24 protein-coding genes are annotated in these 24,004 nt (G+C 58.5%); 6 read left to right on the plus strand and 18 right to left on the minus strand.

The window, feature by feature from the left end; genetic code table 11:
* Positions 1 to 13: 13 nt before the first annotated feature.
* From tolQ to KFS80_RS02730, 10 genes are all read right to left on the minus strand, one after another.
* Positions 14 to 709: a protein TolQ gene (tolQ, locus tag KFS80_RS02685; protein ID WP_008080223.1), complete on the minus strand. Its 696-nt coding sequence runs from the start codon at positions 707 to 709 to the stop codon at positions 14 to 16.
* Complete coding sequence (gene ybgC, locus KFS80_RS02690; protein WP_212543897.1) at positions 699 to 1,166, minus strand: tol-pal system-associated acyl-CoA thioesterase; 468 nt, start codon at positions 1,164 to 1,166, stop codon at positions 699 to 701. Before ybgC ends, tolQ begins: the two co-directional genes overlap by 11 nt.
* 127 nt (positions 1,167 to 1,293) lie before the next feature.
* Positions 1,294 to 2,355 (minus strand): Holliday junction branch migration DNA helicase RuvB, encoded by a 1,062-nt coding sequence (gene ruvB / locus KFS80_RS02695; protein WP_053123079.1) that lies wholly within the window; start codon positions 2,353 to 2,355, stop codon positions 1,294 to 1,296.
* The gene (gene ruvA / locus KFS80_RS02700; RefSeq protein WP_053123081.1) at positions 2,356 to 2,964 is read right to left on the minus strand and encodes a Holliday junction branch migration protein RuvA; all 609 of its coding nucleotides are present in this window, start codon (positions 2,962 to 2,964) and stop codon (positions 2,356 to 2,358) included.
* A 114-nt stretch (positions 2,965 to 3,078) separates the two neighbouring features.
* Positions 3,079 to 3,606: a crossover junction endodeoxyribonuclease RuvC gene (gene ruvC / locus KFS80_RS02705; RefSeq protein ID WP_008080220.1), complete on the minus strand. Its 528-nt coding sequence runs from the start codon at positions 3,604 to 3,606 to the stop codon at positions 3,079 to 3,081.
* Between the two features lie 157 nt (positions 3,607 to 3,763).
* Positions 3,764 to 4,510 carry a YebC/PmpR family DNA-binding transcriptional regulator gene (locus tag KFS80_RS02710; RefSeq protein ID WP_016983823.1) on the minus strand — a complete coding sequence of 249 codons (747 nt, stop codon included), beginning with the start codon at positions 4,508 to 4,510 and terminating at the stop codon, positions 3,764 to 3,766.
* A gap of 128 nt (positions 4,511 to 4,638) precedes the next feature.
* Complete coding sequence (aspS, locus tag KFS80_RS02715) at positions 4,639 to 6,414, minus strand: aspartate--tRNA ligase (RefSeq protein ID WP_053123083.1); 1,776 nt, start codon at positions 6,412 to 6,414, stop codon at positions 4,639 to 4,641.
* Positions 6,415 to 6,523: 109 nt separating this feature from the next.
* Positions 6,524 to 6,745, minus strand: a complete 222-nt coding sequence (locus KFS80_RS02720) for an FmdB family zinc ribbon protein (protein WP_053123084.1) — start codon at positions 6,743 to 6,745, stop codon at positions 6,524 to 6,526.
* Between the two features lie 133 nt (positions 6,746 to 6,878).
* The gene (locus KFS80_RS02725; RefSeq protein ID WP_053123086.1) at positions 6,879 to 7,217 is read right to left on the minus strand and encodes a ribbon-helix-helix domain-containing protein; all 339 of its coding nucleotides are present in this window, start codon (positions 7,215 to 7,217) and stop codon (positions 6,879 to 6,881) included.
* A gap of 182 nt (positions 7,218 to 7,399) precedes the next feature.
* Complete coding sequence (locus KFS80_RS02730) at positions 7,400 to 7,870, minus strand: Dps family protein (protein WP_053123088.1); 471 nt, start codon at positions 7,868 to 7,870, stop codon at positions 7,400 to 7,402.
* A gap of 313 nt (positions 7,871 to 8,183) precedes the next feature.
* Between KFS80_RS02730 and KFS80_RS27060 the strand changes: the two genes are divergently transcribed.
* A complete protein-coding gene (locus KFS80_RS27060) occupies positions 8,184 to 8,786 on the plus strand; it encodes a cold-shock protein (RefSeq protein WP_053123090.1) in 603 nt (200 codons plus the stop codon).
* Between the two features lie 66 nt (positions 8,787 to 8,852).
* Here the strand turns inward: KFS80_RS27060 and KFS80_RS02740 are convergent, their stop codons facing one another.
* Together KFS80_RS02740 and KFS80_RS02745 are read right to left on the minus strand one after the other, a co-directional pair.
* The gene (locus KFS80_RS02740) at positions 8,853 to 9,059 is read right to left on the minus strand and encodes a SlyX family protein (RefSeq protein ID WP_053123092.1); all 207 of its coding nucleotides are present in this window, start codon (positions 9,057 to 9,059) and stop codon (positions 8,853 to 8,855) included.
* 3 nt (positions 9,060 to 9,062) lie between these two features.
* Positions 9,063 to 9,488, minus strand: a complete 426-nt coding sequence (locus tag KFS80_RS02745) for an HIT domain-containing protein (protein ID WP_053123094.1) — start codon at positions 9,486 to 9,488, stop codon at positions 9,063 to 9,065.
* An 897-nt stretch (positions 9,489 to 10,385) separates the two neighbouring features.
* Here KFS80_RS02745 and KFS80_RS02750 point away from each other — a divergent pair.
* Positions 10,386 to 11,711: an OprD family porin gene (locus tag KFS80_RS02750; RefSeq protein WP_053123096.1), complete on the plus strand. Its 1,326-nt coding sequence runs from the start codon at positions 10,386 to 10,388 to the stop codon at positions 11,709 to 11,711.
* Positions 11,712 to 11,939: 228 nt separating this feature from the next.
* Here the strand turns inward: KFS80_RS02750 and KFS80_RS02755 are convergent, their stop codons facing one another.
* Both KFS80_RS02755 and KFS80_RS02760 read right to left on the minus strand, forming a co-directional pair.
* On the minus strand, positions 11,940 to 12,782 hold the full coding sequence (locus KFS80_RS02755) for a mechanosensitive ion channel family protein (protein ID WP_053123098.1): 843 nt from the start codon (positions 12,780 to 12,782) through the stop codon (positions 11,940 to 11,942).
* A 181-nt stretch (positions 12,783 to 12,963) separates the two neighbouring features.
* Positions 12,964 to 13,449, minus strand: a complete 486-nt coding sequence (locus KFS80_RS02760) for a YajQ family cyclic di-GMP-binding protein (protein ID WP_007912755.1) — start codon at positions 13,447 to 13,449, stop codon at positions 12,964 to 12,966.
* 140 nt (positions 13,450 to 13,589) lie between these two features.
* On the opposite strand from KFS80_RS02760, the gene KFS80_RS02765 reads away from it, so the two are divergent.
* From KFS80_RS02765 to KFS80_RS02775, 3 genes are read left to right on the plus strand one after another with little or no spacing between them, the layout of a single operon-like run.
* Positions 13,590 to 14,507, plus strand: coding sequence for a putative 2-dehydropantoate 2-reductase (locus tag KFS80_RS02765; RefSeq protein ID WP_212543898.1), 918 nt, complete (start codon positions 13,590 to 13,592; stop codon positions 14,505 to 14,507).
* A gap of 45 nt (positions 14,508 to 14,552) precedes the next feature.
* Entirely contained in the window at positions 14,553 to 16,589 is a 2,037-nt protein-coding gene (locus KFS80_RS02770) for a sensor histidine kinase (protein ID WP_159812536.1), read from the plus strand.
* Positions 16,590 to 16,592: 3 nt separating this feature from the next.
* The gene (locus tag KFS80_RS02775; RefSeq protein WP_053123105.1) at positions 16,593 to 17,177 is read left to right on the plus strand and encodes a cob(I)yrinic acid a,c-diamide adenosyltransferase; all 585 of its coding nucleotides are present in this window, start codon (positions 16,593 to 16,595) and stop codon (positions 17,175 to 17,177) included.
* 77 nt (positions 17,178 to 17,254) lie between these two features.
* Here the strand turns inward: KFS80_RS02775 and KFS80_RS02780 are convergent, their stop codons facing one another.
* From KFS80_RS02780 to secA, 4 genes are all read right to left on the minus strand, one after another.
* Positions 17,255 to 18,202 (minus strand): Nudix family hydrolase, encoded by a 948-nt coding sequence (locus tag KFS80_RS02780; RefSeq protein WP_212543899.1) that lies wholly within the window; start codon positions 18,200 to 18,202, stop codon positions 17,255 to 17,257.
* The gene (locus KFS80_RS02785; RefSeq protein WP_159812539.1) at positions 18,199 to 18,831 is read right to left on the minus strand and encodes a glutathione S-transferase family protein; all 633 of its coding nucleotides are present in this window, start codon (positions 18,829 to 18,831) and stop codon (positions 18,199 to 18,201) included. Before KFS80_RS02785 ends, KFS80_RS02780 begins: the two co-directional genes overlap by 4 nt.
* A gap of 291 nt (positions 18,832 to 19,122) precedes the next feature.
* The gene (gene argJ, locus KFS80_RS02790) at positions 19,123 to 20,340 is read right to left on the minus strand and encodes a bifunctional glutamate N-acetyltransferase/amino-acid acetyltransferase ArgJ (protein ID WP_053123110.1); all 1,218 of its coding nucleotides are present in this window, start codon (positions 20,338 to 20,340) and stop codon (positions 19,123 to 19,125) included.
* A 122-nt stretch (positions 20,341 to 20,462) separates the two neighbouring features.
* Positions 20,463 to 23,198 carry a preprotein translocase subunit SecA gene (gene secA, locus KFS80_RS02795; protein ID WP_053123112.1) on the minus strand — a complete coding sequence of 912 codons (2,736 nt, stop codon included), beginning with the start codon at positions 23,196 to 23,198 and terminating at the stop codon, positions 20,463 to 20,465.
* Between the two features lie 307 nt (positions 23,199 to 23,505).
* Between secA and KFS80_RS02800 the strand changes: the two genes are divergently transcribed.
* Positions 23,506 to 23,961, plus strand: coding sequence for a DUF721 domain-containing protein (locus tag KFS80_RS02800; RefSeq protein ID WP_053123114.1), 456 nt, complete (start codon positions 23,506 to 23,508; stop codon positions 23,959 to 23,961).
* Positions 23,962 to 24,004: the final 43 nt, after the last annotated feature.

The following is a 24,004-nucleotide window of genomic DNA, read 5'->3' on the forward strand; positions in this document are numbered from 1 at the left end:
GGAAATTACCTGCTTATTCTTCGCTGGTGTGCACTTTGCGGTGCAGGATCGCCTGGAATTCATCGGCGAAGGTGTAGTAGCGGCCCAGCAAGGTTTCGCTGCGAGCGGCGAAACGGTTGTAAGCGATAACCGCAGGGATCGCGGCGAACAGACCGATCGCGGTGGCGATCAGGGCTTCGGCGATACCCGGGGCCACAGTGGCCAGGGTTGCTTGCTGGGCGCTGGCCAGACCGCGGAAGGAGTTCATGATGCCCCACACAGTACCAAACAGACCGATGTACGGGCTGACCGAACCAACGGTGGCGAGGAACGGCAGGCTCTGCTCGAGTTTCTCTTCTTCACGGGAGATGGCAACGCGCATGGCACGGGCCACACCTTCCATCACCGCTTCAGGGTCGACACCTGGCTGCTGACGCAGACGCGAGAACTCTTTGAAACCGGCGCGGAAGATTTGCTCGACGCCCGAATCCGGATCCGGGTTGCTGCCCGCCTGACGGTACAGTTTGGACAGATCGATACCCGACCAGAAGCGCTCTTCGAAGCTCTCCAGGGCGCGTCGACCGGCACGCAGCAGATTGCTGCGCTGAAAGATCATGATCCATGAGGTCACCGATGCGGCCACCAGGGTCAACATTACCAACTGCACCACGATGCTGGCATTGCTGACCAGGCTCCACATGGAGGAATGGTCGACGACGTTAGCTTCCACGCTTTATCTCCTGCTTTGAGTGTGTACCCGGGCCGACCGCGTCGGCAAAGGCCGCACGCAAGTCTTCGGGAAGGGCCCGGGGTTTCAAACTGTTAGTGCGCACACAGGCCACCAAAAACTGCCCTTCACAGAGCAGCACATTATCCGTAGCCCGCCTGGCCTGCTGTTTAAAGCGCAGGCTGGCACGGTTCAATTCGATTACTTCAGCGCTTACCAGCAGTTCGTCATCCAGTCGCGCCGGCGCGTGGTAACGCGCTTCGCTGGAATGCACGACAAACAACAGATCCTCCCCTGCCAACTGCGATTGGGCAAAGCCCAGTTCACGCAGCCGCTCGGTTCGAGCCCGTTCCATAAACTTGAGGTAATTAACGTAATACACGATGCCGCCCGCATCGGTGTCCTCGTAATAAACGCGACAACGATGTGCGAACGGCCCAAGCCCGTTTTGCGCGCGCATACTCTAGTGCTTACTCCTCAGGTTGCCAATCCGGCCAGGCAACTGTTTTTCATGGTTTCAAAGCTTTAACGCAAAAGTACCGTCGTCTGACAGTACAAACCCTGAATAAATCGACAACAAATGTGTATTAATCGTCCACGGCATCGAGAAACTCGTCTGCCACGGGCATTTCGCCCATTCGTGACGGGATGTTTAAACCGAAATGCAGGTACGCATGCCGGGTCACCACCCTGCCCCGTGGTGTACGCATGATGTAGCCCTGTTGAATCAGGTACGGCTCCAGCACGTCTTCAATGGTGTGCCGCTCCTCGCTGATCGCCGCCGCCAGACTGTCGATACCGACCGGCCCGCCGTCGAACTTCTCGATCATGGTCAACAGTAGACGTCGATCCTGATGGTCGAAGCCATGTTCATCAACGTCCAGCAGGTTCAACGCCAGATCGGCAACCGATTTGGTGATGTGCCCTTTGGCGCGGACTTCAGCAAAATCACGCACGCGCCGCAACAAACGGTTGGCGATACGCGGCGTACCACGGGCACGGCGAGCAATTTCAAAGGCTCCTTCCGGATCCAGTGGCAAACCGAGAATAGCCGCCGAACGACTGACAATCGTCGACAGATCGGCAGTGCTGTAGAACTCAAGACGCTGGACGATACCGAAGCGGTCACGCAGCGGATTGGTCAGCATGCCGGCACGCGTCGTGGCGCCAACCAGGGTAAACGGTGGCAGATCAAGTTTGATCGAACGCGCCGCAGGCCCTTCGCCGATCATGATGTCGAGCTGGAAATCTTCCATCGCCGGGTACAGCACTTCTTCCACGATCGGCGACAGGCGATGGATTTCATCGATGAACAACACGTCGTGCGGTTCAAGGTTGGTCAGCAATGCCGCGAGATCACCCGGACGTTCAAGCACCGGGCCCGAGGTACTCTTGATCGACACGCCCATTTCCTGGGCAATGATGTTGGCCAGCGTGGTTTTGCCCAAGCCCGGCGGGCCGAAGATGAGCGTGTGGTCGAGGGATTCACTGCGGCCACGCGCGGCCTGGATGAACAATTCCATCTGCTCGCGCACGGTCGGCTGGCCAATATAGTCGGCCAGGCTGACCGGGCGAATGGCCCGATCCTGGACTTCTTCGCGCTCACGCGGGCTGTGCGCGGCGGCGATCAGACGATCAGCTTCAATCACTTAAATCATTCCCTTCAGGGCGCGGCGGATCATGTCTTCACTGCTCAAATTCTTGTCCTTGATCGCGGAAATCGCCTTGCTCGCTTCCTGCGGTTTGTAACCGAGGGAAATCAACGCGCTGACGGCATCGTTCTCGGCGGTATTGACCGGCGCCGGGCCATCCGGCTGATTCGGCACCAGCGCAAACATCGCCGGCGAAGTTTCCCACGCTTTGAAGCGATCTTTCAGCTCGACCAGCAAGCGCTCGGCCGTCTTCTTACCAACGCCCGGCACCTTGGTCAGCGCCGAGGTGTCCTGGGATTGCACGCAGCGGATCAACTCGTCGACTTCCAGACTCGACATCAACGCCAGGGCCAGTTTTGGCCCGACACCATTGAGACGGATCAACTCGCGAAAAAAGTCTCGCTCACGTTTACCGGAAAAACCATAGAGCAGTTGCGCGTCTTCGCGTACGACCAAATGGGTGTGCAAGGTCAGTGGTTCACCGACCGACGGCAGACGATAAAGCGTGGTCATCGGTACTTCCAGCTCATACCCGAGGCCGTTTACATCCAGAATCAGGTGCGGCGGCTGTTTCTCAGCCAGGGTGCCGCGCAAGCGTCCAATCACGTTTCAGATCCTTGAGCGTTGGCCAACCGTGGGCTGGCGACTGTCGAAACGCGGATTTCGGGCCGACGACACAGGCGCAAGCATCCGCTTTCGGGAAATTTGATGCTGATGCTATCAGAGACGCAGGCGCCCGCCACGACTGCGTGCAGTGCCCAAGCCGTGCGGCAGCAGACTGGAGCGGGTGTGCGCGTGGCAAATGGCAATGGCCAGGGCGTCGGATGCATCGATTTGCGGTTTGGCGGTCAGCTTGAGCATGTGCATGACCATCATCTGCACTTGTTCTTTATTGGCGGCGCCGGTGCCCACCACGGCCTGCTTGACCTGAGTCGCAGTGTACTCGGCGATCTCCAGGCTTTCTTCGGCGCCAGCGACAATCGCCGCGCCACGGGCCTGACCGAGTTTCAGTGCAGAATCGGCGTTTTTCGCCATGAAGACTTTTTCGATGCCCATGGTGACCGGGCCGTAGGTCTGAATGATTTCACGCACGCCGCGATAAACGATTTGCAGCCGTTCGTGTAGCTCGCCCGCACCGGTGCGGATGCAGCCGGAAGCCACATAGATACAGCCGCCACGCCCGGTATCACGAACAATCCCGTAACCGGTGATGCGCGAACCGGGGTCGATACCAAGAATTAAAGTCATAACGCCTGCGGTTTTGAAAAAACACGATTTACATAACAACAAAAAACAACTGTGGGAGCGGGCTTGCTCGCGAAAGCGGTGTGTCATTCAGCATTGATGTTTGCTGATACGCCGCCTTCGCGAGCAAGCCCGCTCCCACATTGAAGACTAGTCGCTCTTATCCGAGCTGAGCAGCCACGTCTTCCGGAATGTCCGCGTTGGAGTAGACGTTCTGCACGTCGTCCAGATCCTCAAGCATGTCGATCAGCTTGAGCACCTTCTCCGCGCCTTCCAGATCCAGCTCGGCGCTGGTGGTCGGCTGCATGACGATTTCTGCGTCATCACCCTTGAAGCCGGCCGCTTCCAGCGCGTTACGCACCGCGTAGAAACTGGTGAACGAGGTGAACACGTCGATCGAACCGTCTTCGTGTGCAACCACGTCATCGGCATCGGCTTCCAGCGCCGCTTCGGTCAGTGCGTCTTCATCGACGCCCGGCGCAAAGCTGATCTGGCCTTTACGTTCGAACAGATAGGCCACCGAGCCGTCGGTGCCAAGGTTGCCACCGCACTTGCTGAACGCATGGCGCACGGCTGCGGCGGTACGGTTGCGGTTGTCGGTCATGCACTCGACCAACACCGCTACGCCGCCCGGGCCGTAGCCTTCGTAGGTCAGCTCTTCAACGTTGTCCGCTTCGGTCGCACCGGCGCCACGTGCAACGGCACGGTCGATGATGTCGCGGCTCATGTTTGCGCTCAGCGCTTTATCCAGCGCCAGACGCAGACGCGGGTTGGAGCCCGGATCACCGCCGCCCTGACGGGCCGCAACGGTCAGTTCGCGGATCCACTTGGTGAAGATCTTGCCCCTTTTGGCATCCTGACGTTCTTTGCGGTGCTTGATGTTCGCCCACTTGGAATGACCAGCCATAACTCGCTCCGAATTCTCTTTGAAACGTTGCCCGCCCTGCTCATGCAGCGGCCAGCACACAAAAAATCTCGACCTGCTTTCTATAGATAGAAAAAAGGCGCATCCGAAGATGCGCCTTCAGGCCCGTGTTACTCAGCCTTTGGCGTTTCGCGCAAACGAATGTGCAGCTCGCGCAGTGCCTTGGCATCCACGACACCCGGCGCTTGCGTCATCACGTCAGCAGCACTCTGGGTTTTCGGGAAGGCGATCACTTCACGGATCGACTGGGCGCCGGTCATCAGCATCACCAGACGGTCGAGACCGAAGGCCAGACCACCGTGCGGCGGCGCACCGTATTTCAGGGCGTCGAGCAGGAAGCCGAATTTCTCTTCCTGTTCCGCTTCGTTGATACCCAACAGGCGGAATACCGCTTGCTGCATTTCCTTGCGGTGAATACGGATCGAACCGCCACCCAGTTCAGTACCGTTCAGCACCATGTCGTACGCGCGGGACAGCGCGCCGGCCGGGTTGGCTTCCAGTTCTTCCGGGGAGCACTTCGGCGCGGTGAACGGGTGGTGCAGCGCGGAGAAGCTGCCGTCGTCGTTTTCTTCGAACATCGGGAAGTCGACAACCCACATCGGTGCCCACTTGCAGGTCAGCAGGTTGAGGTCGTGACCGAGCTTGATACGCAGTGCGCCCAAAGCTTCGCTGACGATCTTGGCCTTGTCGGCACCGAAGAACACGATGTCGCCGTCAACGGCGCCAACGCGATCGAGGATGGCGTTGAGGTTTTCCAGCGGGATGTTTTTCACGATCGGCGATTGCAGACCTTCAACACCGGCAGCGCGCTCGTTGACCTTGATGTACGCCAGGCCCTTGGCACCGTAGATGCCGACGAACTTGGTGTAATCGTCGATCTGCTTGCGTGGCATGCTTGCGCCGCCTGGTACGCGCAGCGCAGCGATACGGCATTTCGGATCGTTGGCCGGGCCGCTGAACACTTTGAAATCAACTTCTTTCAGTTGATCGGCGACGTCGACCAGTTCCAGCGGAATACGCAGGTCTGGCTTGTCGGAACCGTAGCGGCGCATGGCTTCTTCGAAGGTCATGTGCGGGAATTCGCCGAATTCCAGATCCAGCACTTCCTTGAACAGGTTGCGGATCATTTGTTCGGTCAGGCCCATGATCTCTTTTTCATCGAGGAAGCTGGTTTCGATGTCGATCTGGGTGAATTCTGGCTGACGGTCAGCGCGCAGGTCTTCGTCGCGGAAGCACTTGGCGATCTGGTAGTAACGGTCGAAACCGGCAACCATCAGCAGTTGTTTGAACAGTTGCGGCGATTGCGGCAGAGCGAAGAACGAACCGGCGTGAGTACGGCTCGGCACCAGATAGTCACGCGCACCTTCAGGGGTGGCACGGGTCAGGATCGGTGTTTCAACGTCAAGGAAGCCGTTTTCGTCGAGGAAGCGACGGATGCTGGTGGTCATGCGCGAACGCAGACGCAGCTTCTCGGCCATTTCCGGACGACGCAGGTCGAGGAAGCGATAGCGCAGACGGGTTTCTTCGCCGACGTCGGAGAACTCGTTCAGCGGGAACGGCGGGGTTTCCGACTCGTTCAGCACTTCCAGCTCATAACCCAGCACTTCGATCATGCCCGACGCCATGTTGGCGTTAGTGGCACCGGCCGGACGCAGACGCACCTTACCGGTGATCTTCACGACGTATTCGCTGCGCACGCGATCGGCGGCGGCGAAGCTCTCGGCGCGATCCGGATCGAATACCACTTGGGCCAGACCATCACGATCACGGATATCGAGGAAAATCACCCCGCCGTGGTCGCGACGACGGTGAACCCATCCGCAAAGGGTAATTTCCTGACCTTCCAGGCTTTCGTTCAGTTGGCCGCAATAATGGCTGCGCATCATGGTAGTGGTTTCGCTTCTCGTAATTCGAAATTCGGTGGAGATCCCGCCGCACTCAAACTGTGTGCGCCATCGGGACACTCACGCGTGTCGTTCGACCTGGGCCTGAACCCTAGTCAGATTTGTCGCCACCGGCCAGGTTCTTCTTGGCGCCGGTCTTGAAATCGGTTTCGTACCAGCCGCTGCCGCTGAGGCGAAAGCCTGGCATGGACATTTGTTTCTTGAGCTCTGGCGCCTGGCAGGCAGGGCAGTCGACCAGCGGTGCAGCGCTGATCTTTTGAATGGCTTCCAACTGATGACCACAGGAAGCACATTGGTAATCGTACATCGGCATGGAGGTGTCTCGGCGATCAGATTGCTACCGCGCGCAGGGCTTTGCGGCGAAAGAGCGGGATTATATCCATTAAATGCGGCCTGTGCAGCCGTAAGACTGCACGGGCCGCGACCTCGCTTGCAACCGTCACTGTTCAGACCGCGATGGCCGGCGCCACCTCCCGGCCGCTGTTCATCACACAGACCACCCGCACCAGCGCACTGAAATTTTTCACTCCGCCGTGACGCAACTGCACCTCGCGGTCGACGTGGGACAACAGCGAACTGATCGAACAGCAATTATTGGCCGCCATATTGGCGAGGATGTTCCAGTACACCTGCTCCAGTCGCAGGCAGGTGGCGTAACCATTCAAACGCACGGATCGCGACAGCGGCCGGATCAATGCCATGTCGAACTCATTGACGAACGGATCGACGATCAGTTCATGGGGCGGCACGACAACCCTGTCGTTGCGCCTGTCTGCATCTTCCATATCGTTGACACTCCTTTGCCATCTCTGCGGATTTTCAAAGCCACTTCCTGTGACCTCCATAAAAACGCAGACGCAAAGTTATAGCCAGACGACTTGTTGACCCGCCACGTAGGATAAGCCAACGCAACAAGTAAGAGTCTGGACAGCGCGCCTGCAACCCAACGATTACAGGCGCGCTTCGATCAGCCTTCGAGCAGCGCGCGGAGCATCCACGCGGTTTTTTCGTGCACCTGCATGCGCTGAGTCAGCAGGTCGGCGGTCGGCTCATCGCTGACTTTATCGAGCAACGGGAAGATGCCGCGTGCGGTGCGGGTCACCGCTTCCTGGCCAGCGACGAGTTGCTTGATCATGTCTTCGGCGCTCGGCACGCCCTCTTCTTCCTTAATAGAAGAAAGACGCGCGTACGTCGCGTAGGCGCCCGGAGCCGGAAAGCCCAGCGCGCGAATGCGCTCGGCGATCGAATCCACGGCCAGCGCCAGTTCGTTGTATTGCTCTTCGAACATCAGGTGCAGCGTACGGAACATCGGGCCGGTGACGTTCCAGTGGAAGTTGTGGGTCTTGAGATACAGCACGTAGGTGTCGGACAGCAGTCGCGACAGTCCTTCAACGATGGATTTGCGGTCTTCTTCACTGATACCGATATCGATTGCCATGTTTACCCCCTAACGGCGATTGAATTCATCCAACAGGTGCAGACCCACTCTAGCAAGGCTGACCACACCTCGCAGCCTTGATTGGCCACAGACGCTGCGACAAATCGACCGACGCTGTGCCGCTGGCCGGGCTGATTTGAGTAGCCGCAGGCTTTGCTGTTAAATAGGCAGTGTGTCGCCATGCCCCATTTTTCGGGGTGTTGCGCATAGGCTGATGCCGTGTACGTGTCCAACGCCTCTTATTTTTGTTCCGAAGCGAACCGTGCGCCTTCAGCTCTTCCTTGTGAGCCGTCATAAACGTGAGCCAATTAAAATGTTGAAAATCGTCCACCTGCTAATGGGCGCAGCGGCTTTGCTGCTGTCGTTCATACCTAGCTTGAAATCCGAAGCCGTTCCCTACCTGCAACAACCCGATGCACTTTACCTGGCCTTTTTCGGCCTGCTGAACCTGATCATTGCCCCGGTGATTCCTTACTGGAACAAAGGCCCGCGTCAGCATCTGCAAAACCTCGTCAGCGCGCTTCTGGTACTGACCGTTGTCCTGCAAACCCTGACCCTGATCGCGCCGATGCCTGTCATCGCCGGCCAGCCAGCCGTGCTGTTCACCCTGGTGATCGCTCTGGTTGCCGTGGTTCTGCACCTGGCCGTCAGCTTCTATCGTTCTTCACCTGCTGCCGCGCCAACCAGCTATGACATGACCAATCGTGATACCGGTACCGTCAAGTGGTTCAACACTTCCAAAGGCTTCGGCTTTATCTCCCGGGATTCCGGCGATGATATTTTCGTGCACTTCCGTGCAATCCGTGGCGAAGGCCACCGCGTTCTGGTCGAAGGCCAGCGCGTCGAGTTCTCGGTGATGAACCGGGACAAAGGCCTGCAAGCCGAGGACGTGATTGCTGCTCTGCCGCGTCGCTGATCCAAGGCAATAAAAAACCGCGAGCAGCCTGGCTGTTCGCGGTTTTTTTATGCCTTCAGAAAAGCCTTAATAGTGCGGCGGTGGCGCCTCTTCTTCAAAAGACTCGAACTGCCCGACCATTTCTTCCTGACGCTTGAGCAGCGCCGCCATCTGCAGTTGCAGACGATCGACTACGCGCTGCTGCGCGACCAGCACGTCGTTCAACGCCTGAATGGTGTCGTCCTGAAACGCCAGACGGCTTTCCAGATCGGTAACGCGTTGTTCCAGGCTCATGCTTCAGCCCTCCAGAAACGTGAAGTCTTCGGTCAACACCAGACGCAAGCGCTCGCGAATCGCGGCAACCTGCTCGGCACTGTATGGCTTGGCCGGGTGTTTGCCCCAGACCGGCGCCGGCCAGGCGGCGTCATCGCGTTTGCGCACAATCACATGCATGTGCAACTGGCTGACAACATTACCCAGTGTTGCCACGTTCATTTTGTCCGCATCCAGCAAGTCCTTGAGCAACTCGGCCAGTGCGGTAGTTTCCAGCCACAACTGCTGCTGATCGGCGACATCCAATTGAAACAACTCGCTGATATCGTCGCGACGAGGCACCAGGATGAACCATGGATAGTTGCTGTCGTTGGACAGCAACAGGCGGCAGAGCGGGAAGTCACCGATGGTCAGCGTGTCCTGTTGAAGTCGTGAATCTAAAGCAAACACTGCGCGCACTCCCGGCTGATCGACATATTCAGCTTAGCGGCCAGCCCGATGGGCAGCGCACCAAGCGACAGACCGGAAGCATACCGCGAATACGCCAGTCTTCACGACAGCTGTGCCCTACGGCGCTTTCGCCGAACGCCCCGACATGTGACATTTATTGGCGCCCTGCACCAGCACGGAACCGAGAGGGATAACGAATACGCGTAAATGACTGAAAACCATTGAGGCGTTCTAGATTACCCACATGCCGGACTGTGTGATTACAGGACAGGGTGTAATTTTTTTTGCACCAAAACCGCACAGTGCGTCTACGCTCAGGCGTCGAAGCATCCGCCGAATACTCACTGGCGGGGTGAACCGGTAACGTTTTTGGCTGTCGCACGCGGCCGATGCCTTGGCAACACGATAGCCGGAATGGCGTCAAGCCCTTGTAGAAAGGGGCTTGGCGCCCCGTATTTATAAGGTTTTTACAGGTAACACGCGCTGTTCAGAAAAATAACCGCACCGACATTGCGGTTTGTGCACGCTTGTTGCATTCGTACACATATGGACTATAAGCGCACCACACGATGTGGATGCCTCAAGCCCAACAAAAACAGTGGCAGGGTTGCCCGATGGAGATTCAAGTGTTTTGCCAGGGACTCTTTTTTAGCGATGCAAAAGGCTAGAAAAACAGCGAGAAAGTTGTAGACCCGATTGCATCGGTACTGTGAATTTGCGACCTCTACAAAGCCATCTGCGACAGCGTCGTAAAGAAGGTGAAACGTTAGATTCGCAAGTATCGCCAACATTGTCGGCGTGATATAAGTTTGCGCCGACACAAAAAGAAAGAGCCGCCCAGATAATAAAACAGGTGGGACGGCAGTACTCTTCTAAAAACCAAAGGAGCAAATCACGATGCGCGTGATGAAGTGGAGCATGATCGCACTGGCTGTTGCAGCAGGCACCTCGCAGTTCGCAGTGGCGTCTTCTCAGGATGATTCCAAAGGTTTCTTCGGCGACCAGAGTCTGAAACTGAAGACTCGTATGGAATACATGAACCGTGACTTTAAAAACGGTGCAGGCAACGGCTCTTCCGGTACTGCTGGCTATCGCCAGGACACCGGTGTCAGCCAACTGCTGACTTACGAGTCGGGCTTCACTCAAGGCACCATCGGCTTCGGTCTCGACGCCATGGCAATGGGTTCGGTCAAACTGGACGGCGGCTCGGGCCACCGCGGTAACGGCCTGTTCGCCAGCGACAGCGACGGCAACCCGGAAAAATCCCAGGGCAAAATCGGCGGCGCTGTTAAATTCCGTCTCTCCGACACCACCCTGAAATACGGCCAGCAATTTGTTGCCAGCCCAGTGTTCGCTACCGATGACAGCCGTCTGCTGCCAGAAGTCGCGACCGGTACCCTGATCACTTCCAAAGAGATCAAAGGTCTGGAACTGAGCGCAGGTCGCTTCACTTCCCTGAGCAAGCAAACCGGTATGGGCCGTGACAGCATCGGCGGTCTGCCTGATGAGAACGGTAACGGCGGCAAAGGCCTGACCAACATCAATATCTTTGGTGCCAGCTACGCCTTCACCGACAACTTCACCGGTGCACTGGCTGCTTCCGACGCTGATGACTACTTCAAGAAGTACTACATCAACCTGAACTACACCTTGCCGATCGACGACACTCAGTCGTTGAACTTCGACCTGAACGGTTACAAAACCAAGGGCGACAGCCGTGGTGACCTGGTCGACGCCATCGGTGACGGCACTCTGGGTGTGGACAACAACCTGTGGTCCCTGGCCGCTGCTTACAGCCTGGGCGCGCACAAGTTCACCGTTGCCTACCAGCAGTCGAGCGGCGACAACGCTTACTACTATGGCGTTGACGGTAACAGCACAATCTTCGTAGCCAACTCCATCCAGATCTCCGACTTCGTGGGTCGCGAAGAGAAATCCTGGCAGGCTCGCTACGACATCAACATGAAAGACTACGGCGTTCCTGGCCTGAGCTTCATGACCCGTTACGTGATGGGTGACAACATCGAGACCAACGGTCTGGGTGAAGGTAAAGAGAACGAGTGGAACGCCGAGTCCAAGTACGTTCTGCAAGAAGGTCCAGCCAAAGACCTGTCGTTCCGTCTGCGTTATGCCATGTACCGTTCGAACGGTGCTTACAGCGGCTACTCGTCTGACAACAACGACGTGCGTCTGATCGTTGAGTACCCACTGAACATCCTCTAATAGGGATGCACAGCTGAAGTACTGTAGAGCTCTGCTCTAAACAAGAACCGCTCACCTGATTCAGGTGGGCGGTTTTTTTATGCCTGGCTTAACTGCATTCGAATGACAAAGATTAGTCAGCTATCTATTAGCTGGCGAACTTTAATGGCGGCCATAAAAAACCCAAGAGTGCGAACAGCTCTTGGGTCTTTATTGATTAACTGACTGCAAAGCCAGGTATCAAGGTTGTTACTGCGCCGCTGTTTCCTGAACTACGCGAATGGTTCGCTGCGGAAAAGGAATATCAATACCAGCGGTTTTTAAACGATCACGCGACTGCTCGTTAAACATGAACATCACGTCCCAGTAGTCTGCAGTTTTAACCCACACACGCAGGGAAACGGTGATCGCGCTGTCACCCAGCGTCGAAATTACCGCCTGCGGCGCCGGGTCTTGCAGAATGCGTTCGTCGTTGGCCAGATCCAGCAGCACCTGACGGGCCTTTTGCAGATCGGCTTCGTAATCAACGCCCACATCGAACACAACCTTACGGGTCGGCTGACGATTGGTGTTGGTGATGATGCCGTTCGACAGGTTGCCGTTAGGCATGATGATGGTCTTGTTGTCGCCGGTACGCAGCACGGTGTGGAAGATCTGGATGCTGTCGACAGTACCCGCCACGCCCTGCGCTTCGATCCAGTCACCGATACGGAACGGACGGAACAGCAGAATCAGCACGCCACCGGCGAAGTTCGCCAGGCTGCCCTGCAACGCCAGACCGATGGCCAGACCGGCAGCACCGATCGCCGCAACGAACGAGGTGGTTTCCACGCCGATCATCGACGCGACGCTGACGATCAGCAGCACTTTGAGAATGATGTTGGCCAGGCTGCTGATAAAACCTTGCAATGCCAGGTCAGCATTGCGCAGAGCCAGCAGACCGCCGAGTTTTTGCGTGACCTTGTTGATCAGCCACCAGCCGATGGCCAGGGTAATCACTGCCAGCAGCACGCGGCTGCCGTATTCCATGATCATCGGGATCCACGCCTGGGATGCCTTGACCAACTGGTCTACCTCAGCATTCAAATCCATCTTCTATCTCCTGATTTCCGGCCATTCGGCACGCGAAAGATAAGCGGCAGAAACCGCCGGGGGTATACAAAATCAATGTGGGAGCGAGCTTGCTCGCGAAGGCGGTGTGTCAGTCAACTCAATGCTGAATGACATAGAGCTTTCGCGAGCAAGCTCGCTCCCACAGGTCATCTGACCGGGCTTAGTCGCGGAAGTTGTTGAACTGCAGCGGCATGCCGAATTCCTTGGCACGCAGTGCAGCGATGGCTTCTTGCAGGTCATCACGCTTCTTGCCGGTCACGCGCACTTGCTCGCCCTGAATGGCGGCCTGCACTTTCAGCTTGGCATCCTTGATGTGGCCGACGATTTTCTTCGCCAGTTCTTTGTCGATGCCTTCCTTGAGGACGGCGTCCTGCTTCATCAGCTTGCCCGATGCGTAAGCGTCCTTGACCTCAAGGCACTGCACATCGATCTTGCGCTTGACCAGCGCCAGCTTGAGGATTTCGATCATCGCTTCGAGCTGGAACCCGGCTTCAGCGGTCAGGCTCACGGTCAGGTCTTTTTCCTTGAACTCGAAGCTGCCTTTGCCTTTCAGGTCATAACGACGATCGAGTTCCTTCACGGCGTTCTCGACCGCGTTGGTGAGTTCGTGTTTGTCCAGTTCGGATACCACGTCGAACGACGGCATGTAATCTCTCCAATAAAAAGGCGCGCTCGATGAGGATGGAGCGCGCTTGGCTTGCGGTTAAAATCGGGCTCATTATAACGGGTCTTTTCCTACGAACACGGCGAGCCGCACATGCCTGTACGCAATCGAGCAAAAAACTGATGTCGACCGCCTGGCACGTCCTCGGCGCCGGCAGCCTCGGCGCACTGTGGGCCACGCGTCTGGCCCGGGCTGGTTTGCCGGTGAAATTGATCGTGCGCGATGCCGAACGCCTGCGCAGTTATGAAGCGGCCGGCGGGCTAACGCTCGTCGAACACGGCCAGGCCAGCACGTATGCGGTGCCGGGCGAAACCGCCGACAGCCCTGAGCCAATTCGCCGACTGCTGGTCGCCTGCAAAGCCTACGACGCCGAAAGTGCCATCGCCCGCCTCGCTCCGCGCCTGACAGCGGATGCCGAACTGATCCTGTTGCAGAACGGCCTCGGCAGTCAGGACGCCGTCGCCACGCGCGTTCCGCAAGCGCGCTGCATTAGCGCGTCCAGCACCGAAGGCGCGTTTCGCGACGGCGACTGGCGCGTGGTGTTCGCCGGTCACGGCTTCACCTGGCTGGGCGATGTCACTCAACCGGTTGCGCCGATCTGGCTGGACGATCTGCAAACCGCGAACATTCCCCACGAATGGAGCACCGACATCCTCACGCGGCTGTGGCGCAAACTGGCGCTCAACTGCGCGATCAATCCACTGACCGTGCTGCACCACTGCCGCAACGGTGGTTTGCAGGATCATCACTGCGAAGTCGCCACGCTGTGTGCCGAACTCGCCGAGTTGTTGCAGCACTGCGGCCAACCCGCTGCCGCTGAGAACCTGCAGCAAGAAGTCGAACGGGTGATTCAGGCGACGGCGGCCAATTACTCGTCGATGTATCAGGACGTCGCCAACCAGCGCCGCACCGAAATCAGCTATCTATTGGGCCACGCCTGCAAAGTCGCCACGCGCCATCAATTGAATCTGCCGCACCTCAACCAATTGCAGCAGCGCCTCGTCGCGCATCTGCACAGCCTTGGATTGCCCAGCGACTGAGCAGCGGCTACGCTGGCCACTTGTTCCTCTGCTGCGATAAACCTGATGCCATTGCGCCAGCGCCTCGAAAACCTGCCGGTCGGCCAGAAACTGCTGGCCGCTCTGCTGGTACTGTTGACCACTGTGTTGCTGGTCGCCAACCTGACCTTTATCAGCGCCGCCTACTACATTTCCCAGGAAAGCATGGCGCCGCAGGCGTTGCAGACCATCGGCCGACTGATCGCCAACCCGAGTCTGGTCAGCGAGTCCTTGCAATCACCGGAGAGCGCCGAGCGCCTGCTCAAGGAGCTCGACAGCTATTCGCCATTACGCGCCGCTGCCATCTATGACGGCAAAGGCGAACGCCTCGCGCAGGTGCAGCGCGGCGACAAACTGAAATTGCCGGAACGCTACCGGCACATCGAAGCCTGGCAACTCACCGAATTTCGCAGCAACCAGTTGATCACCCTGCCCCGCCCCGGCACCGCGCCCGGCCATCTGTTGCTGGTGGCGAGCAGCGAACTGCCGATGGCGTTCTACACCGGCACCCTGACCGCGAGTCTTGGGATTCTGATTTTCAGCGTGCTGTTGTGGCTGGTGATTGCCCGCCAGATCAAACGCCTGATCACCCGGCCGATCCATCAACTGGAAGAACTCTCGCGTCAGGTCACCCGCGAAGAGAACTACGCGCTGCGTGCCTCACGCGGCAACCACGACGAAATCGGCAGCCTCGCCGAAGCGTTCAACACCATGCTTTCGCGCATCGAAGCCCGCGAGCAGCAGCTCAAACGCGCCCGCGACGACTCGCAAGCCGCCTACGATCAGGCTCAAGGTCTGGCCGAGGAAACCCGCCACACCAACCGCAAACTGGAACTGGAAGTTCAGGTACGCAGCAAAATCGAGAAGAAGCTCACCGGTTTCCAGAACTACCTCAACAGCATCATCGACTCGATGCCCTCGGCACTGATCGCCCTCGACGAACAGCTCTACGTCACCCAATGGAATCAGGAGGCCAGCGCCCTTTCCGGCACACGTCTGGACGAAGCGCTGAACCAGCCGATCTTCCTCGCCTTCGAACCATTGAAACCGTTTCTGCCGCAGCTCAAGCAAACCGTCGAACAACACACGGTGGCGAAAATCGAACGGGTGACGTGGTTCAAGGACGACGAGCCGAAGCATTACGCACTGACGTTTTATCCGCTGATGGGTGGCGCCGGACGTGGCGTGGTGATCCGCATCGATGACATCACCCAGCGTTTGTCGCTGGAAGAAATGATGGTGCAGTCGGAGAAGATGCTTTCGGTCGGTGGACTCGCGGCGGGCATGGCCCACGAGATCAATAACCCGCTGGGCGCGATCCTGCACAACGTGCAAAACATCCGTCGACGCCTTTCAGCAGATCTGCCGAAGAACATCGAAACCGCCGAACAACTGGGCATCGAACTCGATACCGTCAACCGTTACCTGCAAGGCCGCGAAGTGCCGAAACTCCTCGACGGCATTCAACAGGCCGGTGCGCGCGCGGCGAAAATCGTCACGCACATGCTCAGCTTCAGCCGTCGCAGCACTCGGGAAATGGCACCGTGCGACCTGCCGGCGCTGATCGATCAAGCGGTGGAAATCGCCGGCAACGACTTCGATCTGGCGATCGGTTTCGACTTCAAGGGTCAAGCCATTGTGCGCCAGTTCGACCCGGCGCTCGGCCCGGTGCCCGGCACTGCCAACGAGCTGGAACAAGTACTGCTCAACCTGCTGAAAAACGCCGCACAAGCGATTCACCAGCGTGAAGATGACAGCGAGCCGGGGCGCATTATTCTGCGCACCAAACTCAATCCGCCGTGGGCCGAGATTCAGGTCGAGGACAACGGCATCGGCATGAGCGAGAGTGTGCGCAAACGCACCTTCGAGCCGTTCTTCACCACCAAGGAAATCGGTCAGGGCACCGGGCTTGGCTTGTCGGTGTCGTACTTCATCATCACCAACAATCACAAAGGCCAGATGGAAGTGCAGTCGGCGCCCGGTCAGGGCACATGCTTCACCCTGCGCCTGCCGCTGGCGCCACCACCGGCCATCGCGGCTGAAATTAATCAACTTCCGAGGTAACCCATGGGCTTTCGCTTGTCGAAGATTTACACGCGCACCGGCGACAAAGGCGAAACCGGCCTGGGCGACGGCCGCCGCGTACCGAAGGATCATCCGCGCATCGAAGCGATTGGTGAGGTCGATACGCTGAACAGTCAGGTCGGCGTGTTGCTGGCCGGGTTGCTTGCCGAGCGCGAGGCCACTCCGGGGCTGAATGAATTGATCGAGGTGTTGGCGCCTTGTCAGCATCGCTTGTTTGATTTGGGCGGCGAGTTGGCGATGCCGCAATATCAGGCGCTGAACGCGGCGGAAATCGAGCGTCTGGAAGCGGCGATCGACGTCTGGAATGAGGAGTTGGGGCCGCTGGAGAATTTCATTCTGCCGGGTGGTTCGATGCTGATTGCGCAGGCGCATGTGTGCCGCAGCCTGGCGCGGAGTGCCGAGCGGCGCTGTCAGCATCTGAATGCGATCGAGCCTTTGGCCGGGGTTGGCCTGGCGTATATCAATCGGTTGTCGGATTTGTTGTTTGTGGCAGCGCGGCTGATTGCGCGGCGGCAGGGGATTGCGGAGATTCTTTGGCAGCCAGCCGCCAAACCTGCAGAGGTGTAGCGTCTCAGCCGACGCCATCGCTGGCAAGCCTTGCTCCTTGTAGGAGCAAGGCTTGCCCGCGAAGAGGCCAGTAGCCTTTACAAAGGGTCAGGCCAGAACGCGCGAATCCCCGCCACACCCTGCGCCCCAACACCCCAAGCCTTCTCGCGCTCCGCCGGGCCAACCCCACCCAACAGAAAAACCGGTTTACTGAAGCCTTCGATCAACGCCGAAGCCTGCTCCCAACCCAACGGCTGCGCATCCGGATGCGTCAGCGTCGGCTGCACCGGCGACAGCGTCACAAAATCCACGCCCATCTGCTCCGCCAACGCCAATTCCTCAGCGTTGTGGCACGACGCCGCCAGCCAGCGCTCAGCCGGCAACGGCCGCCCCGCCGCTGCGTATTTACGCAATTGCGCTGAAGTGATGTGCCAACCCGCCGACGGGAAATCACCGAGCCATTCAAATGGCCCTTTGATCATCAGTTGCGCCTTACCCGCACAGAGACCGGCCGCGTCCACCGCCAGATCGCGGTACTTCGGGTCGTAACCGTTCGGTGCGCGCAGCTGGATGAGCTTGATCCCGCCAGCAACCGCCTTCTGAATCCCGCGCAGCAAAGCCGGGGTTTCCAGATCTTCCGGGGTGATCAGGTATTCGCCCGGCAAACGCGCGGCTGCGACGATAGGCTGGTTGGCGGCCGGGAACTCGTAGTTCGGCAAATCTTTCGCGGTCACCCAGGCCAATGGCTGGCCTTCGGCACCGTGCGGTTCGCCGGTGAACGCCGAGACTTCCCAGACATCCAGCAACACCTGCTTGTCCGGGTAATCGTGACGCACTTTGATCAGCGGTCGGGCGGCGCCAACGACGATGCCCAGTTCTTCTTTCAGCTCACGGGCCAGTGCGCTTTCGACGGTTTCGTCCGCCTCGACCTTGCCGCCGGGAAACTCCCACAGACCACCCTGATGCTGGGAGTCGGCGCGGCGGGCAATGAGGATTTTGCCGCTGTCGTCACGGATGACGGCGGCGGCGACGTGTACACGTTTCACGGATTCAACTCCTCCAGTCCAGCCTGTTGCCACGCTTTGAAGGCGGGCCATTGGTAGACGGTTTCAACATAGGCTTCGTCGGCGGCCGGCAGCTTCACCTGATAGGTACGCAGGCGCACGGCGATCGGTGCGAAAAAAGCATCGGCCAGACTGACGCGACCGAACAGGTACGGCCCGCTCTCGGTGGCGGCGTCACGGCATTCGGCCCACAGCGCGAGCATGCGTTCGATATCGACCTTCACTTCTGGCGGCACCGGATTGAGCGGCGCGTCATGACTGAGGTTGAACGGCATATGATTGCGCATGGCGAAGAAGCCGCTGTGCATTTGTGCGCAAGCGGATCGGGCCTGAGCGCGGGCGAAAATGTCGCTCGGCCAGAGTTGCTCGGACGGGAACTGTTCGGCCAGGTATTCGGCAATCGCCAGCGAATCGGCAACCGTGCCGCGCGAGGTTTGCAGCAGCGGCACCTTGGCGGTCGGCGAATGCTTGAGCAGCCGCTCGCGGGTGTCGGGCTTGCCGAGCTTGATCAGTTCTTCGGTGTAAGGAGCGCCGGTCAGTTCAAGCGCCAAGGCAGCGCGCAGAGACCAGGAGGAAAGCAGTTTGTCGCCGATGATCAGGTGCAAGGACATGGTGTGGCGCCTTTTCGTCAGAGGAAAGCTTCAAAACTTGCTGTGTCTGAACCATCGCTTTCGCGGGCAAGCCCGCTCCCACAGTGATTGAGGTCGTTCACAAACGTTGTGTACACCCCAAAACCTGTGGGAGCGGGCTTGCTCGCGAAGAGGTCGGCCCATTCAACATTGATGTTGCCTGACAGGTCGCCATCGCGAACAGGCTCACTCCTACAGGGGATCTGTGGCGTTCACAAAACTACTGTGGGAGCCAGCCTGCTGGCGATGCAGGCGACTCGGTCTCAGGTTAGATCAAGTGCGGTATTCAGCGTTGATCTTCACATACTCATGCGACAGGTCGGTGGTCCAGATGGTTTCGCTGCATTCGCCGCGACCCAGTTCGATGCGGATGGTGATTTCTTCCTGTTGCATCACTGCCGAGCCTTGCGCCTCAGTGTAGGTCGCCGCGCGCGCGCCACGGCTGGCGATGCACACGTCGCCGAGGAACACGTCGATTTTGCTCACGTCCAGATCGGGCACGCCGGCACGACCGACGGCCGCCAGAATACGGCCCCAGTTCGGGTCGGAGGCGAACAGTGCGGTCTTGATCAGCGGCGAGTGCGCCACAGTGTAGCCAACGTCCAGGCACTCCTGATGGTTGCCGCCGCCATTCACTTCAACGGTGACAAACTTGGTCGCGCCTTCGCCGTCACGCACAATGGCCTGAGCCACGTCCATGCACACTTCGAACACCGCTTGCTTCAATTTGGCGAACAGTTCGCCCTCAGCGCGGGTGATTTCCGGCAGTGCAGCCTTGCCGGTAGCGATCAGCATGCAGCAGTCGTTGGTCGAGGTGTCGCCGTCGATGGTGATGCGGTTGAACGACTTGTTGGCGCCGTCGAGCATCAAATTGTGCAGCACGTCGCGGGAGACTTTGGCGTCAGTGGCGATGTAACCGAGCATGGTCGCCATGTTCGGACGGATCATGCCCGCGCCTTTGCTGATGCCGGTGACGGTGATGGTCACGCCGTCATGCTGGAACTGGCGGCTGGCACCTTTTGGCAAGGTGTCAGTGGTCATGATGCCGGTGGCAGCGGCTTCCCAGTTGTTTTCCGAGAGATCGTCCAGCGCAGCTTGCAGCGCGCCTTCGATTTTCTCGACCGGCAGCGGCTCGCCGATCACACCGGTGGAGTACGGCAGAATCTGGCTGGCATCGACGCCGGTCAGCTCAGCCAGTCTGGCGGTGGTGCGCTCGGCAGCGGCCAGGCCCGGCTCGCCGGTGCCCGCGTTGGCGTTGCCGGTGTTGGTCAGCAGATAACGCACGGCGTTCTGTACGCGTTGCTTCGCCAGAATCACCGGCGCGGCACAAAAGGCGTTCAACGTGAACACGCCGGCCACGGTCGAACCTTCGGCGCAGCGCATCACAACGACATCTTTGCGCCCAGGGCGCTTGATGCCGGCCGAGGCGATACCGAGTTCAAAACCGGCAACCGGGTGCAACGTTGGCAAAGGACCAAGACCAACAGCCATGAATGCGCTCCTTACTCAATGATGTCAGCACCGCCACGCGCAGCGACGGTGGTTTAAATGGCAAAACGCCGCGACGGCATAAGCCGGTCGCGGCGCGGGTATTTCAGCAGTGATAACGGGTTTTACTGGATCTGCCCGTGGCAATGCTTGAATTTCTTGCCCGAACCGCAGTAGCACAGTTCGTTGCGGCCCAGCTTCTGTTCGTTGCGAACCGGGGCGGCGGCGAGGGCCACATCGACCTCTTCACCGAGCAGTTCCGGTTGCTCAAGACCTGGCGCTTCAGCGTGTTCGAACTGCATGCGGGCGGCCAGTGCTTCGGCTTCCTGACGCAGACGTTGCTCTTCGGCTTCCGGATCTTCGCGGCGAACCTGAACGTGCGAGAGCACACGGATCGAGTCGCGCTTGATCGAATCGAGCAGCTCGGAGAACAGCGTGAACGACTCGCGCTTGTACTCTTGCTTCGGGTTCTTCTGGGCGTAGCCACGCAGGTGGATACCGTGACGAAGGTGATCCATGGTCGACAGGTGGTCTTTCCACAGGTCATCCAGCACGCGCAGAACGATTTGCTTCTCGAAGGAGCGCAGTGCATCGGCACCGGCCTGATCTTCTTTCTCGTTGTACGCCGCCATCAGCTCGGTCATGAGCTTCTCGCGCAGGGTTTCTTCGTACAGGTGATCGTCTTCGTCGAGCCACTGCTGAATCGGCAGTGTCACGCCGAAATCGCTGGCAATCGACGCTTCCAGACCGGCAACGTCCCACTGTTCCGGCAGCGATTGCGGCGGAATGTGTGCGCTGACGGTGGCGTTGAGCACGTCCTGACGGAAGTCGGCGATGGTTTCACCGATGTTGTCAGCGGCCAGCAACGTGTTACGCATGTGATAAATCACTTTACGCTGTTCGTTGTTGACGTCGTCGAACTCGAGCAGTTGCTTACGAATGTCGAAGTTACGACCTTCAACCTTGCGCTGCGCCTTCTCGATCGCGTTGGTCACCATACGGTGCTCGATCGCTTCGCCCGGCTGCATGCCCAGGGCTTTCATGAAGTTCTTCACCCGGTCAGAGGCGAAGATACGCATCAGGCTGTCTTCCAGCGACAGGTAGAAGCGGCTGGAACCGGCATCACCCTGACGACCGGCACGACCACGCAACTGGTTGTCAATACGGCGCGATTCGTGACGCTCGGAAGCAATCACCTGCAGACCACCGGATTCCAGCACTTGCTGGTGACGCTTCTGCCAGTCGGCCTTGATCTGGGCAATTTGCTCAGGGGTCGGGTCTTCCAGCGAAGCGACTTCCACTTCCCAGTTGCCGCCCAACAGAATGTCGGTACCACGACCGGCCATGTTGGTGGCGATGGTCAGCGCGCCCGGACGACCGGCCTGCGCAATGATTTCAGCTTCTTTTTCGTGGAACTTGGCGTTGAGAACCTTGTGTTCGATGCCTTCCTTCTCGAGCAATGCAGACATGTGCTCGGAGGTTTCGATTGTGGCAGTACCCACCAGCACCGGACGACCGGCAGCCATGCTTTCTTTGATGTCTGCAACGATTGCCGTGTACTTCTCTTCGGCAGTCAGGAACACCAGGTCGTTGTAGTCCTTGCGCGCCAATGGCTTGTTCGGCGGAATGACCATGACCGACAGACCGTAGATCTGATGGAATTCGAACGCTTCGGTGTCAGCAGTACCGGTCATACCGGACAGCTTGGTGTACAGACGGAAGTAGTTCTGGAACGTGGTCGAGGCCAGGGTCTGGCTCTCGGCCTGAATGTTCAGACCTTCTTTGGCTTCGATGGCCTGGTGCAGACCTTCGGACAGACGGCGACCCGGCATGGTACGACCGGTGTGTTCGTCGACCAGTACGACCTGGCCGTCCTGCACGATGTATTCGATGTTGCGGTTGAACAGTTTGTGCGCACGCAGACCAGCATAGACGTGGGTCAGCAGGCCCAGGTTATGCGCCGAGTACAGGCTCTCGCCTTCAGCCAGCAGGCCGACGCCGGTGAGCATGTCTTCGATGTACTGGTGACCGGCTTCGTTGAGTTCGACCTGACGGGTCTTCTCGTCAACGGTGTAGTGACCAGCCTTGGTGACTTCGCCTTCAACTTCTTCAACGTGCAGTTCCAGCTGCGGGATCAGTTTATTGATCTCCATGTACAGCTTGGAGCTATCCTCGGCCTGACCGGAAATGATCAGCGGGGTACGCGCTTCGTCGATGAGGATGGAGTCGACTTCGTCGATCACGGCAAAATTGAGTTCGCGCTGGAATTTTTCTTCCATGCTGAACGCCATGTTGTCGCGCAGGTAGTCGAAACCGAATTCGTTGTTGGTGCCGTAGGTGATGTCGGCAGCGTAGGCGATGCGCTTCTCTTCCGGCGGCTGGAACGGCGTCACGACGCCGACGGTCAGGCCGAGGAATTCATACAGCGGACGCATCCAGTTGGCGTCACGGCGGGCCAGGTAGTCGTTCACCGTCACAACGTGCACGCCCTTGCCGGACAGTGCGTTGAGGTAAACGCCCAGTGTTGCCACCAGGGTCTTGCCTTCACCGGTACGCATTTCCGCGATCTGACCTTCATGCAAGGTCATGCCGCCGATCAGCTGAACGTCGAAGTGACGCATACCCATGACACGCTTACCGGCTTCGCGGGCGACCGCAAAGGCTTCTGGTAGCAGTTTGTCGAGGGTTTCCCCTTTGGCGATGCGGGCCTTGAACTCGTCGGTCTTGGCGCGCAATTGATCGTCCGAAAGGGCCACCATTTGCTCTTCGAAGGCATTGACGAGCTGCACCGTCTTGAGCATGCGTTTGACTTCACGCTCGTTCTTGCTTCCAAAAAGTTTCTTTAACAAAGGCGCAAACATATCGGCAGGATCTTCCACACTAAAGGGATGGAGGGCGGCCCCGTGAGTCGCCCGAGCAGCCCTCATGGCCGCATGCGAACGAGCATTCTACCCGGAAACGGTGGTGAGGAAAGTGGCGATGTTCCACGATGCTGGCACTGCGCTTTGACGGGGCTCACTTAAAATAGGGGCGTTTTGCTCAACTTCAAGTCGTACGGAAAAGAAGTTAGTCGTTGATTTAATGGGTAAAGCAGGGGCAATTGCAATGGGCGAGTGAAAAGTCCGCTTTCTGCTACCATGGCGTTTCTGTCACTTCAGGTGTTCGATCATGGCATTTCGCCCTCTTACGGCCAGAGCACCCGCCGTTCTGCTTCGCGAAGCCAAACCGCTCAAGGCCATCCTCGGCCATGCCCAACGACTGGGGCATTTGCAACGCCTGCTCGAAAGCCAACTGCAACCCGCCGCCCGCGAGCATTGCCATGTGGCCTCGTGGCGTGAGGGCAGTCTGTTGCTGATTGTCACCGATGGTCATTGGGCCACGCGTCTGCGTTACCAGCAAAAGCGTTTGCAGCGCCAGTTGCAGATGTTCGATGAGTTCGCCAGTTTGACGCGGATTCTGTTCAAGGTGCAGCCGCCGACGATTCAGCGGGCGGTGGTGGGCAATACGATGGATTTGTCGACGGATGCTGCGGCGACGATTCAGGCGACGGCGGACGGGATCAGTGATCCGGGGTTGCGCGCGGCGCTGGAACGGCTGGCGGCGCACGCTAAAGACAAGTCCTGACACCGCCCTTTGTAGGAGCTGAGCTTGCTCGCGAAAGCGGTGT

The sequence above is a fragment of the Pseudomonas rustica genome, assembly GCF_018336155.1.
Classification (GTDB): domain Bacteria; phylum Pseudomonadota; class Gammaproteobacteria; order Pseudomonadales; family Pseudomonadaceae; genus Aquipseudomonas; species Aquipseudomonas rustica.